Annotated in this window: 14 protein-coding genes; 9 read left to right on the forward strand and 5 right to left on the reverse strand. The window is 70.4% G+C overall.

The genetic code is table 11. The features are described from left to right. The first annotated feature begins 11 nt into the window (after positions 1-11). Together AB0B64_RS36635 and AB0B64_RS36640 are read left to right on the forward strand one after the other, a co-directional pair. Positions 12-662 carry a response regulator transcription factor gene (locus tag AB0B64_RS36635; RefSeq protein WP_358183259.1) on the forward strand — a complete coding sequence of 217 codons (651 nt, stop codon included), beginning with the start codon at positions 12-14 and terminating at the stop codon, positions 660-662. A 63-nt stretch (positions 663-725) separates the two neighbouring features. Next, complete coding sequence (locus AB0B64_RS36640) at positions 726-1,457, forward strand: DUF4328 domain-containing protein (RefSeq protein WP_358183262.1); 732 nt, start codon at positions 726-728, stop codon at positions 1,455-1,457. 171 nt (positions 1,458-1,628) lie between these two features. Here the strand turns inward: AB0B64_RS36640 and dnaE are convergent, their stop codons facing one another. The 3 genes from dnaE to AB0B64_RS36655 all read right to left on the reverse strand — a co-directional run bounded on the left by dnaE (position 1,629) and on the right by AB0B64_RS36655 (position 6,311). Continuing rightward, positions 1,629-5,219, reverse strand: a complete 3,591-nt coding sequence (dnaE, locus tag AB0B64_RS36645) for a DNA polymerase III subunit alpha (RefSeq protein WP_358183500.1) — start codon at positions 5,217-5,219, stop codon at positions 1,629-1,631. Further along, complete coding sequence (locus AB0B64_RS36650; RefSeq protein WP_357953631.1) at positions 5,219-5,485, reverse strand: DUF6504 family protein; 267 nt, start codon at positions 5,483-5,485, stop codon at positions 5,219-5,221. Before AB0B64_RS36650 ends, dnaE begins: the two co-directional genes overlap by 1 nt. Positions 5,486-5,564: 79 nt before the next feature. After that, positions 5,565-6,311 (reverse strand): GntR family transcriptional regulator, encoded by a 747-nt coding sequence (locus tag AB0B64_RS36655; RefSeq protein ID WP_357953633.1) that lies wholly within the window; start codon positions 6,309-6,311, stop codon positions 5,565-5,567. Between the two features lie 112 nt (positions 6,312-6,423). Here AB0B64_RS36655 and AB0B64_RS36660 point away from each other — a divergent pair, with 112 nt between their 5' ends. Genes AB0B64_RS36660 through AB0B64_RS36680 form a run of 5 tightly spaced genes read left to right on the forward strand, consistent with a single transcriptional unit; the run spans position 6,424 to position 10,993 of the window. Beyond that, a complete protein-coding gene (locus AB0B64_RS36660; RefSeq protein WP_357953635.1) occupies positions 6,424-7,575 on the forward strand; it encodes an ABC transporter substrate-binding protein in 1,152 nt (383 codons plus the stop codon). Next, on the forward strand, positions 7,572-8,390 hold the full coding sequence (locus tag AB0B64_RS36665; RefSeq protein WP_358183265.1) for an ABC transporter permease: 819 nt from the start codon (positions 7,572-7,574) through the stop codon (positions 8,388-8,390). Before AB0B64_RS36660 ends, AB0B64_RS36665 begins: the two co-directional genes overlap by 4 nt. Next, complete coding sequence (locus AB0B64_RS36670) at positions 8,378-9,229, forward strand: ABC transporter permease subunit (protein WP_358183268.1); 852 nt, start codon at positions 8,378-8,380, stop codon at positions 9,227-9,229. Before AB0B64_RS36665 ends, AB0B64_RS36670 begins: the two co-directional genes overlap by 13 nt. Further along, positions 9,226-10,302: an ABC transporter ATP-binding protein gene (locus AB0B64_RS36675; protein ID WP_358183271.1), complete on the forward strand. Its 1,077-nt coding sequence runs from the start codon at positions 9,226-9,228 to the stop codon at positions 10,300-10,302. Before AB0B64_RS36670 ends, AB0B64_RS36675 begins: the two co-directional genes overlap by 4 nt. A 46-nt stretch (positions 10,303-10,348) precedes the next feature. Further along, positions 10,349-10,993 carry an HAD family phosphatase gene (locus tag AB0B64_RS36680; RefSeq protein ID WP_358183274.1) on the forward strand — a complete coding sequence of 215 codons (645 nt, stop codon included), beginning with the start codon at positions 10,349-10,351 and terminating at the stop codon, positions 10,991-10,993. A gap of 127 nt (positions 10,994-11,120) precedes the next feature. On the opposite strand, the gene AB0B64_RS36685 is transcribed toward AB0B64_RS36680, so the two are convergent. Together AB0B64_RS36685 and AB0B64_RS36690 are read right to left on the reverse strand one after the other, a co-directional pair. Beyond that, entirely contained in the window at positions 11,121-11,456 is a 336-nt protein-coding gene (locus AB0B64_RS36685; protein WP_358183277.1) for a helix-turn-helix transcriptional regulator, read from the reverse strand. After that, a complete protein-coding gene (locus AB0B64_RS36690; RefSeq protein ID WP_358183279.1) occupies positions 11,453-11,824 on the reverse strand; it encodes a type II toxin-antitoxin system RelE/ParE family toxin in 372 nt (123 codons plus the stop codon). Before AB0B64_RS36690 ends, AB0B64_RS36685 begins: the two co-directional genes overlap by 4 nt. Before the next feature lie 172 nt (positions 11,825-11,996). On the opposite strand from AB0B64_RS36690, the gene AB0B64_RS36695 reads away from it, so the two are divergent. Both AB0B64_RS36695 and AB0B64_RS36700 read left to right on the forward strand, forming a co-directional pair. Further along, entirely contained in the window at positions 11,997-13,667 is a 1,671-nt protein-coding gene (locus tag AB0B64_RS36695; protein ID WP_357953651.1) for a serine/threonine-protein kinase, read from the forward strand. 6 nt (positions 13,668-13,673) lie between these two features. Then, positions 13,674-14,528 (forward strand): virginiamycin B lyase, encoded by an 855-nt coding sequence (locus AB0B64_RS36700; RefSeq protein ID WP_357953653.1) that lies wholly within the window; start codon positions 13,674-13,676, stop codon positions 14,526-14,528. The last annotated feature ends 5 nt before the right edge of the window (positions 14,529-14,533 follow it).

Below are 14,533 nucleotides of genomic sequence, written 5' to 3' on the forward strand. Positions count from 1 at the left end.
GAGTTGTGGGCGTGACTATTCGCGTGCTCATCGCCGACGATCAACAGCTTGTACGTACCGGATTTCAGATGATTTTGGATGCGCAGCCGGACATGGAGGTCGTGGCGGCGGTCGCCGACGGCGCGGAGGCGGTGTCCGAGGCCCGGCGGCTCAGGCCGGACGTCTGCCTGCTCGACATCCGGATGCCCAAGCTGGACGGCATCGAGGTGACCCGCGCCCTGGCCGGTCCCGGCGTCGAGAACCCCATGCGGGTCGTCATCGTCACCACCTTCGACCTGGACGAGTACGTCTACGGCGCGCTGCGGGCGGGAGCCCTCGGGTTCCTGCTCAAGGACAGCGGGCCCACCCTGCTGATCGAGGCGGTCAAAGCGGCGGCGAGCGGTGATTCGCTGGTGTCGCCCTCGGTGACGGTACGGCTGCTGCAGCACCTGGCCCAGCCCAAGGTCCGCGTCCCCGTCCCGCTGAACGACCCGCTGACCGACCGCGAGCTGGACGTCGTACGGCTGGTGGCGCGGGGCCGGACGAACCAGGAAGTGGCCGGCGAGCTATTTGTCTCACTTTCGACGGTTAAGACCCATCTTGGGAGTATTCAACGGAAGCTTCGTGTCCGTAATCGGGTGGGAATCGCAGCTTGGGCATGGGAATCCGGTGTCGTCGGATGATAAATGGCGTCAGCTGATTAACAAGGAGCCTGGCGGGATAGAAGTGAAGCAGAACCTCAGCGCATGGCCCGGGGGGAGAACAACGTGCGCTACGCCCAGGCACCGCCCACTAGGGCCGCTTCTGTCGTCTATGTGACCCTTGCCGCACAGGTCCTCTCCCTGGGCGCTCTCGTGATCTTCGAACAGGCCCGCGGGCGTCGCCTCGCCACCCAGCTCGCGGCGTTCGGCGGCCGCCCGCACGGCGCCGACGCCCAGGCGGTGGTCGGGGCCGTGACGGTGTTCGCGGTGCTGATGATGCTGGTCGCGGGCACGGCGATCGCCGCCGCCGCGGCCTACGTCACCTGGCTCGTCCGGGCCCGACAGGCCAATGACCGCTCGGCCCCCACGGGTCCGGTGGCCGCCGCCTGGCTGATCCCCGGCGTCAACCTGATCGCGCCGCCGCTCCTGCTGGACCAGGTGTGGCGCGGCGCCCGCCCGCCCAACGACCGGCGGCCCCGCTGGCTCGCCCTGCTGGCCGCCTGGTGGCTGACCTGGCTCGCCATGCTCGCCCTGGTGACCGTCCGCCTTCCGCTCGGCTCCTCATCGGGTGACCTGACGGGCATCGGCCTCCCGGAGCTGGCCTGCGCGACGGTGTCCGCCCTGCTGTGCGCGGCCACGGTCCGCGACATCACCCGCATCCAGTGCTCCCATTCCCGCGCCCACAGCCGGGGCCGGGCCCGCCTCCGCACCGCGGGCACGGTAACCCAACTCCCCACACCACCCACGGAGCCCACCCCGCTCGAACAGACAGGTTGAGAGCCGGAGCCTCATGCCAAGCCATGGCCCCGGAGACGGCTGAGAAGACGCCGTAACGGCGGCCGGCCACGTGCCGGTCAGCGGGCGTCTTCCTGGAGGCCCCTGGCCACGGTCGGCGGGTGGCGGTGGGGGCGGCTGTGCCGTAAAAAAAACACGTCGCACTAGCAAGGATCACGCCGCACTAGGACCCGAGCTCCCCTGGCTGGCGTGCCAGAGGCGGCGGGTGGGCGGCGCGACCACCGGCCCCAGGTCCGCGTACGGGGACAGGCGGAAGCCGTTGGCGTACTCGATGCGGCGCCCGCCGACCCCGCCCGCATCCTCGGGCGCCTGGTCGAGCAGCGCCCTGACCGCCTCGATCCCGCTCGATCGCCACAAGGCGTCGAGGTCGACCAGGTTCCAGCAGTCCACCGCGCGCATCGAGATCGCCCGCGTCCCCGTACGCCGGACCACGCCCCGCGCCACCATCAGCCACGACCCGAACACCGTCGCCGCGCACCGCCCCTGCACCGACTCGAAGAACGTCAGGTCGATCGGCCCCGTCGAGTCGTCCAGCGTGGTGAAGATGACGCGCTGCCCCGAGCGTACGGCGGGCGTCTGGGTGGCCACCTTGACCCCGGCGACCAGCACCTCGGCCCCGTTGCGCAGGGTCAGCAGGTCCTTGGAGCGCACCACCCCGATCGCGTCGAGCAGTTCGTCGTGGAAGCTGATGACGTGGCGGCTGATGTCGATGCCCAGGATCTCCAGCTCGGCCTCCACCATCTCGCTCTCGGTCATCTCGGGCAGTTCGCCGGGTGCGATGTGCTCGGCGAAGCCCAGCGGGAGCTGCACCGCCGCTTCCTCGTGCCTGGGAACAAGACGAGCGGCGGGCGGGGTGTAGCGCTTGGACTTCGCGGCGGACGGCTTGACGCCCGATGTGGAGGCCCGTTCGAGGACGCCGACCTGGGCGATCAGGTCGCGGCGGGTCAGCCGCCCCGGCCGCCAGCGCGCTCCGCCCGGATGCAGGTCGTGCAGGTCGTCGAGGCCGCCCACCTGGACGATCCGCTCGATGACCGGCCGCGACGGGCGGGCGCGGTCCCAGAAGTCGGCGATCGAGGTGTACGGCTGACCGGCCACCATGCGCCCCACCTCCGCCTCGCTCACCCCCTTGATCGCGGAGAACGGCACGCGCAGCGCGTAGCCCTTCCCGATCTCCCCGACCCGGAAGTCGCCCGGCTCGATCCTGAGCCGCACCCGTGGGCCGAGGCGCTCCACCCGCCAGTCCTTGCCGGACCTGTTCACATCGAGCGGCAGGATCTCCACCCCGCACTGCCGCGCCTCGTCGATGATCACGCGTTGCGGGTACATGCCGGGCTCATGTGTGAGCACCCCGGCGAAGAACGCGGCCGCGTGGTGCCGCTTGAGCCAGGCCGACTGGTAGGTGGGCAGCGCGAACGCCGCCGCGTGCGCCTTGCAGAACCCGAATGCCCCGAACGCGTCGAGCACCTTCCACGCCTTGTCCACGGCCGCGTCGCCGAACCCGTTGGACCTGGCCAGCGGCACGAAGTGCTTGCGCACCCGCTCGCGCCCCTCCGGCGAGGCCAGCGTGCGCCGCAGCGACTCGGCGAAGGACAGGTCGCGGCCCGTCATCACCTCGATGATCTTGAGTACCTGCTCGTGGAAGACCACGACGCCGTGCGTCTCCTTCAGCGCGCCGCGCAGCCGCTCGTGCGGATAGTGCGGCTTGCGCCACCCATGTCTGGCCTCCAGGTAGGGGGTGACCATGTCGGAGTTCACCGGTCCCGGCCGGAACAGCGAGATGTCCACGATCAGGTCGTGCATCTTGCGCGGCTCCAGCTTGGCGACCAGCTCGCGCTGGCCGGGCGACTCGATCTGGAAGCAGCCGAGCGTACGGCTGGCGCAGATCATGTCGTAGGTGGCCTGGTCGTCGTGGGGTACGTACTCGACGCCGGGCTCCGAGCCGTGCTGCGTGTCGAGCTCGACCACGACGTCGTCCACCCGCTGGATCTCGCTCAGCGTGTAGGCCATCGCCGACTGCATCCGTACGCCCAGCACGTCGAGCTTGAGCAGCCCGGCCTCCTCCACGTCGTCCTTGTCGAACTGCGACATCGGGAACTCCAGCAGGCTCCGCTCCACCGGCGTCCTGTCCCGCAGCTCCGCGTTGCCGATGAGCACCCCGCACGGGTGCAGCGCGATGTGCCTGGGCAGCCCGTCGAGCCGCTCCGCCAGCCGGAACACCCGCTCCAGCCCGGCCTCGCCGAGCCGGCTGTCGCGCAGCTCGGGCAGGTCGTTCAGCGACGCGGTGATCTGCTTGGCCCTGATGTGCGGGAACGCCTTGGCGATCGCGTCGATCTCGTACGGCGGCAGCCCCATGGCCCCCGCCACGTCCCGGATCGCGCTGCGCGCCCGATAGGTCTCCATCATCGAGACGCAGGCCACCCGCGACTCGCCGTACCTGTCGAAGATGGCCTTGTAGCAGTCGAGCCGGCGCGCGGACTCCACGTCCACGTCGATGTCGGGCAGCCCGATGCGGCCGTCGGACAGGAAGCGCTCCATGAGCAGGCCGTGTTCGAGCGGGTTCACCTCGCCGATGCCGATGAGGTAGTTGACCAGGCTGCCCGCTCCCGAGCCGCGGATCGCGCAGCGGATGCCCATGCCGCGGATCATGTCGGTGATGCCAGCCACGGCTATGAAATATCCGGACAGACGTTTGCGCTCGATGACGTCCATCTCGGCCCGCAGGCGGTCCCTGGCGTCGGCGGAGCGATCCAGCCCGCGCGAGCTCAGCCCGTCCTCGACGCGGTGGCGCAGCAGCGGCACCGGGTCGCGGCCGACCTCGGGCAGGTGCAGGTTCGGCGGGTCGTGCTTCAGCGCGAGCAGGTCCACCGGGTTGATCGCGCACGCCTCGGCCAGCGTGCGGGTGGCGTGCAGGAGACGGCCGATCCGGTCGGGGTCGGCCCCGCAGATCTTGGCCGCCACCTGCCACATCTCCTTGGTGCCCTTGAGGTAGGCGTGCGAGGTGGTGCGCTCCAGGTGGCGCGGGTGCAGCGGTACGAGCTGCCGCGCCGCGTCGAGCACATCGCCCACCTGGTGGTCGGCGGGGTCCAGGTATCTGACGGCATTGGTGAGCACGGCCGGCACGCCCCGGGACTCGGCCAGGGCGAGCATCCGGACGGCGGTGGTGGCGTCGCGGAAGCCGTACTGGTCGACCAGCTCGATCGCCACGCCCGGCACGGTGGCCAGCCACAGGTCGAGCAGCGCCCTGGCGTGCTCGTCACGCCGCTCGGCCACGGCGCGGCCCACGTCGGAACGCGGCCCGAGCAGCACCGTCAGCCCGCCCCCGGCCACGGAGGCGATCAGGTCGCGCGTCACCTCGGGCGCGCCGCGCTCGCCCGCGTAGTGGGCGGCCGTGACCAGGCGCACCAACGAGGACCAGCCGCCCGCCCTGGCCAGCACCGTGACCCGGTCCTGAGCCCCCGGCCCGGTCCTGGCCCGCCCCCGGCCGCCCGGCCCGGCGCCGCCGTGCACGCCTGGGCGCGCTATGGAACCCGCCAGCGCGAAGTTGACCCCGAAAACCGAGGCGATCCGGGCCTCCGCGCACGCCTGGGCGTGCTTGATCGCGCCATAGAGACCGTCGCGGTCGGTCAGCGCGAGGATGTCCATCCCGTCCTCGGCCGCCCGGCGTACCAGCGCCTGCGGAAAGGCGGTGCCGTAGCGCATCGAGTAGGCGGAGCTCACGTTCAGGTGAGGGAACGGCGGCGCCATCAGTCCCACGCCCGCAGGAGCAGCCACCCGCCACTGGCGGTGTCGAACCGCAACTCGTAGGACCCGAGCTCGCGTCCCGGGCTGGCCTCCACCCGCCAGAACTGCCGCTCACCGGGATCGTTCTCGTCGATCTTCCACCACTCGCGGGCCACCACCCACTGGTCGAGGACCCGGCGGACGAGATAGAGGCGGTCGCGCCAGACGAACTGGGTCGGCTGCCCGTCCCGGGTCCACACCTCAATCGGATCGCCATAGAGTCTGCTCAAGATGCTTCTCCCCGCGGCTCTGGTGCCTATGCTGAGCCACCCGGGGGAAGGCGGGCGCTTATGTCTCGAACATATGTTCTTACGCCCCGAAACGCAAGTCGCCTGCCTGCCGCACCAGAGGGTTGGCGTCGATCGAGTTGCGGATGCTGAAGACCACGCTGCCCGCCCGGTAGCGGTCGTCCGACCACTCCACCGGCCGGCCCTCGTGCGTGGTGGTGATGCGGCGCTGGCGAAGCAGCGGGCTGCCGCGCCGTACGCCGAGCAGACCGGCGTCCTGGACGCCCGCGGAGACGGCGTCGATGAGGTGCTCGCCGTAGGCGAAGACCAGCCCGATCGAGTCGTACAGCGCCTCGGTGACCGACTCGCAGCCGGGCGCGAGCCCTTCGACGGCGGCGGCCACCCATCCCGCGTACACCGTCCGCTCGACCAGGACGGGCTCGCCCTCCAGTGTGCGCAGCCGGAGCACGTCGAGCACCTCCTCGGTGCCGAGCCTGGCGGCCTCGGCGGGGCCGGCCGCCCGGCGCTTCTGGGCGATCACCTGGCCGCCGTAGCGGTAGCCGTTGGCGCGCGCCCACTGCGCGAAGCTGTGCAGCTCGGCGAAGCTCTGGCTGCGTACCTTGCCCAGCACGATGCGCCTGGCCCCCTGCCGGGAGCCGACGATCCCCTCGGCGACCAGCACCGCGACCGCCTGGCGTACGGTGCCGCGGGCGGCGCGGTAGCGCGCGGCCAGCTCCGCCTCCGTGGGCAACTGCGAGCCGATCGGATGTACGCCGGTGAGTATGTCGTCCCGCAGCTCATCGGCGATCCGTTCATAACGCGCAACCATCCGCGACCTTCCGCATTCATGAAAGAGCAATCTTCATGGGACTTACTTGTGCTGGCTTGTTTGTACAAGTTCCCTTAAATTCTTTCCACACCCCCCGGAGAGTGGAGCCGACGTGTTCACACCTCACATCCGTGCGGCAGGCGTCATCGCAGCCCTTGCCGTAGCCACGGCGGCGTGTGGCGCCGCCCCTGGCACACAGGAGACCAAGGCGTCAGAGGGCGGGGTGAACGCGAAGACCGCCACCTCCGCCGCAGATTTCGGTGGCCTGGACAAACTCGTCGAGGCGGCGAAGAAGGAGGGCAACCTCCACGTCATCGCGCTGCCGCCCGACTGGGCCAACTACGGCGAGATCATCAAGGGATTCACCGCCAAGTACGGGATCAAGATCGAGAGCGAGGACCCCGACGCGGCCAGCGCCGACGAGATCACCGCGGTGAAGACCCGCAAGGGCCAGGACCGCGCGCCCGACGTGCTCGACCTCGGCCAGTCGTTCGCGATCAGCGGCGCCAAGGAGGGCCTGTTCGCGCCCTACAAGGTGCAGGCGTTCGACAAGATCCCCGAAGGGCAGAAGGAGCCGACCGGGCTCTGGACCAACGACTACGGCGGCTACGTGTCGATCGGCTGCGACGCCAAGAAGATCAGCGCCTGCCCGACGAGCTTCGCCGACCTGCTCAAGCCCGAGTACAAGGGCAAGGTCGCGATGAACGGCAACCCGACCAAGTCCGGCTCGGCCTTCGCCGGCGTCTACGCCGCGTCGATCGCCAACGGCGGCTCGTTCGACGACATCCAGCCGGGCTTGGAGTTCTTCAAGAAGCTGAAGGCGGCCGGCAACTACAACCCGGTCGAGACCACCCCGGCGACGATCGAGAAGGGCGAGACCCAGATCAGCATCGACTGGGACTACAACAACGCCGCCTACGCGCCCGAGATGTCCGCCAAGGGCCTCGACTGGAAGGTGAACGTCCCCTCGGACGGCAAGTACTTCCAGATGTACGCCCAGGCCGTCAACAAGGACGCGCCCCACCCGGCCGCCGCCCGCCTCTGGCAGGAATATCTCTACAGCGCCGAGGGCCAGAACCTCTACCTCAAGGGCTTCGCCAGGCCGGTGCTCCTGCCGTCCATGACCACCGACGGCTCGGTCGACAAGGCCGCCGCCGACGCGCTGCCCAAGGTCGAGGGCACGCCCACGTTCCCCACCCCCGAGCAGGTGGACGCGGCCAAGGCCAAGCTGGCCAGCGGCTGGGACGCCGCTGTCTCGGGATGACCCGCGCCAAGGGGTGGCTCGGCGCGCTGCCCCTGCTGGTCTTCTTCGCGCTGGTCTTCGGCATCCCCGCCATCGCGCTGGTGGCGGGGGCGTTCACCGCGAACGGCCGGCCGAGCCTGGCCAACATCGGCCAGAGCCTCCAAGGCGGCTACCTCACCGCGATGGCCGGCAGTGTCCAGCTCTCGGCCGTGGTGGCGCTGGCCGGGGCCGTGCTCGGCACGTTCCTCGCCCAGGCCGTGGTGACCTCCCGGTTCGCCCTGCTGCGCGAGGCGGTGCTGACGGCCTCCGGCGTACTGGCCAACTTCGGCGGCGTGCCGCTGGCCTTCTTCTGGATCGCCACGCTCGGCAACTCCGGCGTGATCAGCGGGCTGCTCGGGCTGCCGTCCGGCGCGCTGTACACCTTCTGGGGGCTGGTGATCGTCTACCTGTACTTCGCGATCCCGCTGATGGTGCTGGTCATGGCGCCCGCGCTGGACGGGCTGCGGCCGCAGTGGCGGGAGGCGGCGGCCAACAACGGCGCGACGGCCTGGCAGTTCTGGCGCTTCGTCGGGCTGCCGGTGCTCACGCCGGCCATGCTCGGCGGGGTGGTGCTGCTGTTCGGCAGCGCGTTCGCGGCCTTCGCGACGGCCAACGCCATGGTCGGGACCGTGGTGCCGCTGGTGACCCTGAAGATCGCCAGCGCGCTCACGGGTGACGTGCTGATCGGCTACGAGAACATCGCGCTCGCGCTCAGCCTCGACATGATCGTGGTGGCCGGGCTGGTCATGGCGATCTACCTGCCGCTGCAGAAGAGGAGCACCCGATGGCTGCGCTGACCGGGCTGGAGCCGGTGACCGCTCCGCCGCGCGCGCCCTCCCGGCCCAGGTTGTGGCGCGGGGCGGTGTTCCTGCTGGCCGCCGCTTACTTCCTGATTCCGCTCGGGGCCTCGCTCTGGTACACGATCGACACGCCCACGACCGGGGTGTCGTTCGCGGCCTACGGGGAGCTGCTGACGGCCGAGGGCTTCGGGTCGTCGCTGCTGCTGTCCATGTCGCTGGCCGTCGCGACGATCGTGCTGGCCCTGCTGCTCACGCTGCCGGCGATGCTGGCCGTACGGCTCAGCGCGCCGCGGCTGCGTCCGGTGATGGAGGTGCTCTGCACGCTGCCGCTGGTGGTGCCGCCGATCACGTTCGTGGCGGGGCTCACCACGTCGCTGCGCACCGGCACGGACGTGCTCGCCCCGACGCCGTTCTGGGCCACGCTGATCGCGGTGCAGAACCCGGCGTTCCCCGTCGTGCTCGTGCTCGCGTACGTGGTGCTCGTGCTGCCCTTCGTCTACCGCTCGCTCGACGCCGGGCTGCGCACCATGGACGTGCGCACGCTCGTCGAGGCGGCCCGCAACCTGGGCGCGTCGTGGCCGCATGTGCTGTTCCGGGTGATCATCCCGAACCTGCGCTCGGCCCTGGCCAGCGCGTCGTTCCTGACGCTCGCCCTGGTGCTGGGCGAGTTCACCGTGGCCAGGCTGCTGGGCTACCAGCCGTTCGCGGTGTGGATCGTGACGATCTCCGGGTCCAAGGGCCAGGTGTCGGTCGCGGTGTCCATCCTCAGCCTGCTGCTCATCTGGCTGCTGCTGCTCGCGGTGTCCACCGCGTTCTCGGGAAAGGAGCGGAAATGACGGCTCAGGTGGAGTTCCGGGGGCTGCGGCGGGTGTTCGGCAAGACGGTGGCGCTGGACGGCTTCGACCTGACGATCGCGCCGGGCGAGTTCGTCGCGCTGCTGGGGCCCTCCGGCTGCGGCAAGACGACGGCGCTGCGGTGCGTGGCCGGGTTCGAACGGCCCGACTCCGGCGCCGTGCTCATCGACGGCTCGGACATCACCGACGTGCCCGCCAACAAGCGCGACGCGGGCATGGTCTTCCAGTCCTACTCGCTCTTCCCCAACCTCAACGCCCGCGACAACGTCGCCTTCGGCCTGCGCGTACGCAAGGTGCCCGTGGCCACCAGGCGCGCCAAGGCGGACGAACTCCTCGAACTTGTCGGCCTCCCCGCCCACGCCGACCGCTTCCCGCACCAACTCTCCGGCGGCCAGCAGCAGCGCGTCGCCCTGGCCCGCGCGCTGGCGCTGGAGCCGCGGGTGCTGCTGCTCGACGAGCCGCTGTCGGCACTCGACGCCAAGGTACGGGTCTCGCTGCGCGAGGAGATCCGGCGCCTCCAGCTCGACCTCGGCATCACCACCATCTTCGTCACCCACGACCAGGAGGAGGCGCTGTCGATCGCCGACCGGGTCGCGGTCCTGCGCAACGGCCGCCTGGAACAGTGCGGGCCGCCCGCCGAGGTCTACGACCGCCCGGCCACCCCGTTCGTGGCCGAGTTCGTCGGCACCATGAACCACCTGGCCGGGCACATCTCGGGCGACCAGGTGACGGTGCTGGGCCAACTGCTGCCCGTGGACGGCGAGCCCCCCGGCACCCTGGAGGTGGACGTACTGATCCGCCCCGAGGCCATACAGGTGACCCCCGCTCCGGAGGGCCAGGCGGAGGTGCTCGCCGCCTCCTTCCGCGGCGCCTCGGTCCGGCTCCGGGTGGCGCTGTCGGGGGGCGAGGTGCTGGCCGACGTACCGGGCCACGAGGCGCTGAGCCTGGCACCCGGCACCCGGGTGACGGTCCGCCTGGTGGAGCGCCCCGTACTGGTGGCCGAGAGAACGGTCACGGTCCCCTCCCCCGCCTCGGAACCGGCCGATGCCATCTGAGCCGCCGTCACCGGAGGCGCCGACTTCAGGGGCACCGTCATCGGGAGTGGCGTCGTCGGAGGCGCCGCAGGCCGTCCTGTTCGACATGGACGGCACGCTGGTGGACACCGAAGGGCTGTGGTGGCAGGCCACGGCCGCGGTGGCCCGGACCCTGGGCGTCGAACTGGGCCCCACCGACACCCCGGACATCCTCGGCCGCGCGGCCGAGGACGTGGCGGCCCACCTGCTGGCCACCGCCGAGCCCCACCCCAGCCTTCCCAGCGGGGCCCGCCACCTCCCCGACATTGCCCGGCAGCTCATCGATGCCTTCGCCGCGCGCATCGCCAGGCAGCCCGGAGGCGTGCCGCTGATCCCCGGCGCCCTTGACCTCCTCGGCGAACTCCACACCGAAGGCATCCCGACCGCCCTGGTCAGCGCCTCACCGCGAAGCATCGTCCACCTGGTGCTGCCCCTCCTGGACCACGACTTCGACCTGATCGTGACGGCCGAGGACACCGCCCGCGGCAAGCCGCACCCGGATCCGTACCTGATGGCCGCGAACCGGCTCGGCGTGGACCCTCGTCGCTGCGTCGCGATCGAAGACAGCCCCACCGGAATCGCCGCCGCCACGGCCGCCGGCTGCCGCGTCATGATGATCGACGCCGGACGGGGCCTGCCTAGCCTCCAGTCGCTGCGCGCTTTCAAGTCTTGATACAGGGAGATTTCGACAGCGTCCACGAGATCTTCATGAGGGGCCACGACGAAACATCATGAGTCCAAGGCGCAGCCCTCGCGCCTTGGCCGTCCCGTTGGCGGCGATCAGGGTAAGGGCAAAAGAGTTACGCGGCGTGAGTGTCGGTGCCGCGCAGGATGTACAGGTCATCGCCGAACACCGCTGAGACCTGGATCTGCCCGCCGAGCGCTTGGACGTAGCGGGCAATGGTCTCGATGGTAGACACCTCGCCCCGCTCGATCTGGGAGACGCGGCTCTTGGTCACGCCCATGCGTTCGGCCACCTCGGACTGGGTCAGGCCCTCTGCCTTGCGGCGCTCGGCCAACCGGTAGCCGTCGATGTATGCCTGATTGTGGCGTCGTGCTTCAGTCACGGCTTCCTCGCCGCCGGAGTTGGCGACGATGTCGGCGCGGATGTCGTTCCACTTGGGAAAATTCGTCATCGGTCCTTCTCCTCCGACTCGCGTTCTGCCAGGTACTCCGCATACAGCACTTCCGCGCGGGGGATGGCTCGGTGGTACCAGCCCGACCAGTCACCGGACTTGTCGCCACCGATCAGCAGAATGGCCGAGCGCCACGGATCGAACGCGAACAAGATCCGGATCTCGGAGCGCCCCGCCGAGCCGGGACGGAGCTCCTTCAGGTTGTGGATCCGCGAGCCTTCGAGCTTGTCGACCAGCGGGCGGCCCAATCCGGGACCGGCCTCGGCCAGCCGGTCGATGGCGTCGACCACCTGGAGCCGGGAGCGTTTGTCCAGGGCATAGATCCAGTCGCGGATCTCATTGGTGACGCGGATCTCCCATTCCTCCACACACAGAAGTGTAGCAAATCCTTCACTCGGGGATGGGGTTCGATCACGGCCGCAAAGCGGTCAATCGGGCTCTGGTGGCGATGCTCAGCCGAGGGCTGCGGGTCCGCGGCTGATCGGGTACAAGCGCCGAGGTCATCCGCCAATCAGGTAGAAGTCGGTAAGCTTGCCCGCCGTGAGCGGTGAATCCCCCCAGATCGGGCGCTACAGGTTGCTGAGCGTGCTGGGCCGAGGCGGGATGGGTACTGTCCACCTGGCCGAGGATCCCGCTGGGCAGCGGGTCGCCATCAAGGTGATCAACCCGGAGCTCAGCCAGCACGAGCAGTTCCGGATGCGGTTCCGGCGGGAGGCCGATGCCGCGCAGCGGGTGCGCAGGTTCTGTACGGCCGCGGTGCTCGAGGCGGCGCTCGACGGTGATCAGCTCTACGTCGTCACCGAGTACGTGCCGGGGCCCAATCTGGAGGAGGCCGTCCGGCAGTCGGGGCCGCTCAAGGGGTCCAGTCTCGACGCGCTGGCGGTCAGCGTGGCCACCGCGCTCACCGCGATCCATGGGGCGGGGGTCGTGCACCGCGATCTCAAGCCGTCGAACGTGCTGCTGTCCCCCGTCGGGCCGCGGGTGATCGACTTCGGCATCGCGCGGGCGCTCGACACGCTGGGCGGGGTCACCGGGACCGGCGAGCTCATCGGCACGCCCCGGTACATGGCGCCCGAGGTGCTGCGTGGTGAGCCGGTCTCGCCCGCGTGCGACGTGTTCTCGTGGGGCTCGCTGATCGTGTACGCGGCGAGCGGGAAGGCGGCGTTCGGCGGCGACACGCTGCCCGCGACCGTCTACCAGGTGCTCAACACCGAGCCGGTGCTCGACGCGGTCGAGCCGGGGTTGCGGGAGCTGGTCAGGGCGGCGCTGCGCAAGGATCCGGCCGCGCGGCCGACCGCGCAGCAGTTGCTCGACCATCTCGTGGGGCGTTCGGTCGCCCCGGAGCAGACCGTCCAGGCCGTCCAGGGAGTACGGCCTGAGCAGGCCGCCCAGACCGCTCAGGTGGCCTGGCAGCACGGGACCGCGGCGTTCACCGCGGAGCAGGAGCGGCCGGTCGGAAAGCGCCGGAGCAGCCGGGTCGTGGTCGGGGGGATCGCCGCGGCCGTGGCGGTGCTGGTCGCCGGGGGTGTCACCGCCTGGGCGACGCTCCGGGACAGTGGGCCGCCGCAGCTCTCCGTCCTCTACCGGGAGGACTTCACGCAGACCGGTGGCGGCTGGGACGGCACCTACGATCCGACCGACGAGTACAGCTACGGCTACCGCACCGACGGCATGTACGGGCTGGACGTGGCCGACGACGACGAAGAGCACCTGGTGAAGGCCCCGGCGCCCTTCCTGATCGCCACGCCCACCCCGGCGCCCAGCCCGTCGGCCACGCCCACGCCGATGCTGCCCCACACGGTGGTGGTCGGCGTGACGGCCCAGGTGAAGCGGTCCGTGGGCACCGGCGAGTACGGCGTCTTCTGCCACAACAGCGCCGACGGCACGTACTACGAGTTCGCCCTGAACACCTCCGGCATGGCCCGCATCCGGCGCATCTCCGACGGCTCGGGCGGCACGCTGGCCCAGCCGGTCCAGGTGGACGGGCTGCAGAAGGACAGGAAGGCCAGGATCGAGGCCTCCTGCGAGCAGGACGGCGGCGCCGTGCGGTTGACCATGTGGGTGAACGGCGAGAAAGTCCACCAGGTCGACGACCCCAACGGCATCGGCAACGGCTATGTGGGCCTGTTCGCGCGCACGTCCAAGGACGCGACGTCGGTGCTCAAGACCACCTTCGACGACTTCGAGCTACGTGGGAGAAAGGAACCCTGACCACACATGCTGATCGAGATCTCTGACGGCGCTCCGTACGGCATCGCCACCGGCCCTGACGGCGCGCTCTGGTTCACGCTCGTGCACCAGGGCCGGGTCGGCAGGCTGGTGCCGGGTGCGGAACCCGTGATCCACCAGCTCGACCCGGCGGACGGCGGGCCGACGGTCATCGTGCCGGGAGCCGACGGGGCGATGTGGTTCACCGAGTTCCAGGGCGGCCGGGTGGGGCGGATCACCGGGTCGGGTGAGGTGACGTCGTTCGAGGCGGAGGGCGCCTACGGTATCGCCGCCGGACCGGACGGGGCCATGTGGTTCACGCGGATGCAGGCCGACAAGATCGGGCGGATCGCGGCGGACGGGGCGCGGACCGAGTTCGAGATCCCGGTGATGGGCGGCATGCCCGCGGCCATCACCGCGGGGCCGGACGACGCCCTCTGGTTCGCCCTCAATCAGGGCAACGCCATCGGCCGCATCGCGCTGTCGGGCGCGGTGACGATCCACGAGCTGCCGACGGAGGGGGCCGCGCCGGTGGGCATCACCGCGGGTCCCGATGGGGCGCTGTGGTTCGTGGAGATCGGCGCGGGCCAGATCGGCCGCGTGGACCTTTCCGGAAAAATTACTGAATATCCGTTGCCGGATCGGGCCTGCCGGCCGCACGCCATCATCGCCGGGGCGGACGGCGCCCTCTGGTTCACCGAGTGGGCGGCCGACCGCGTGGGCCGCATCACGACCGAGGGCGACCTCAAGGAGTACGAGCTGCCCTCGCGCGGCGTCCAGGCCGAGCCGCACGGGCTCACGGTGGGCCCCGACGGCGCGATCTGGGTCGCGCTGGAGGCGGGCGCACTGGCCAAGATCGAGTGAAACAC

Source organism: Nonomuraea sp. NPDC049129 (assembly GCF_040648495.1).
In the GTDB taxonomy this organism is placed as follows: Bacteria; Actinomycetota; Actinomycetes; order Streptosporangiales; family Streptosporangiaceae; genus Nonomuraea.

Bases quoted from the DNA above. Each gene is read 5' to 3' on its own strand.
- AB0B64_RS36640 (WP_358183262.1), top strand. From the start codon at position 726: ATGGCCCGGGGGGAGAACAACGTGCGCTACGCCCAGGCACCGCCCACT.
- dnaE (WP_358183500.1), bottom strand. From the start codon at position 5,219: ATGGCGCCGCCGTTCCCTCACCTGAACGTGAGCTCCGCCTACTCGATG.
- AB0B64_RS36655 (WP_357953633.1), bottom strand. From the start codon at position 6,311: ATGGTTGCGCGTTATGAACGGATCGCCGATGAGCTGCGGGACGACATA.
- AB0B64_RS36665 (WP_358183265.1), top strand. From the start codon at position 7,572: ATGACCCGCGCCAAGGGGTGGCTCGGCGCGCTGCCCCTGCTGGTCTTC.
- AB0B64_RS36670 (WP_358183268.1), top strand. From the start codon at position 8,378: ATGGCTGCGCTGACCGGGCTGGAGCCGGTGACCGCTCCGCCGCGCGCG.
- AB0B64_RS36675 (WP_358183271.1), top strand. From the start codon at position 9,226: ATGACGGCTCAGGTGGAGTTCCGGGGGCTGCGGCGGGTGTTCGGCAAG.
- AB0B64_RS36685 (WP_358183277.1), bottom strand. From the start codon at position 11,456: ATGACGAATTTTCCCAAGTGGAACGACATCCGCGCCGACATCGTCGCC.
- AB0B64_RS36700 (WP_357953653.1), top strand. From the start codon at position 13,674: ATGCTGATCGAGATCTCTGACGGCGCTCCGTACGGCATCGCCACCGGC.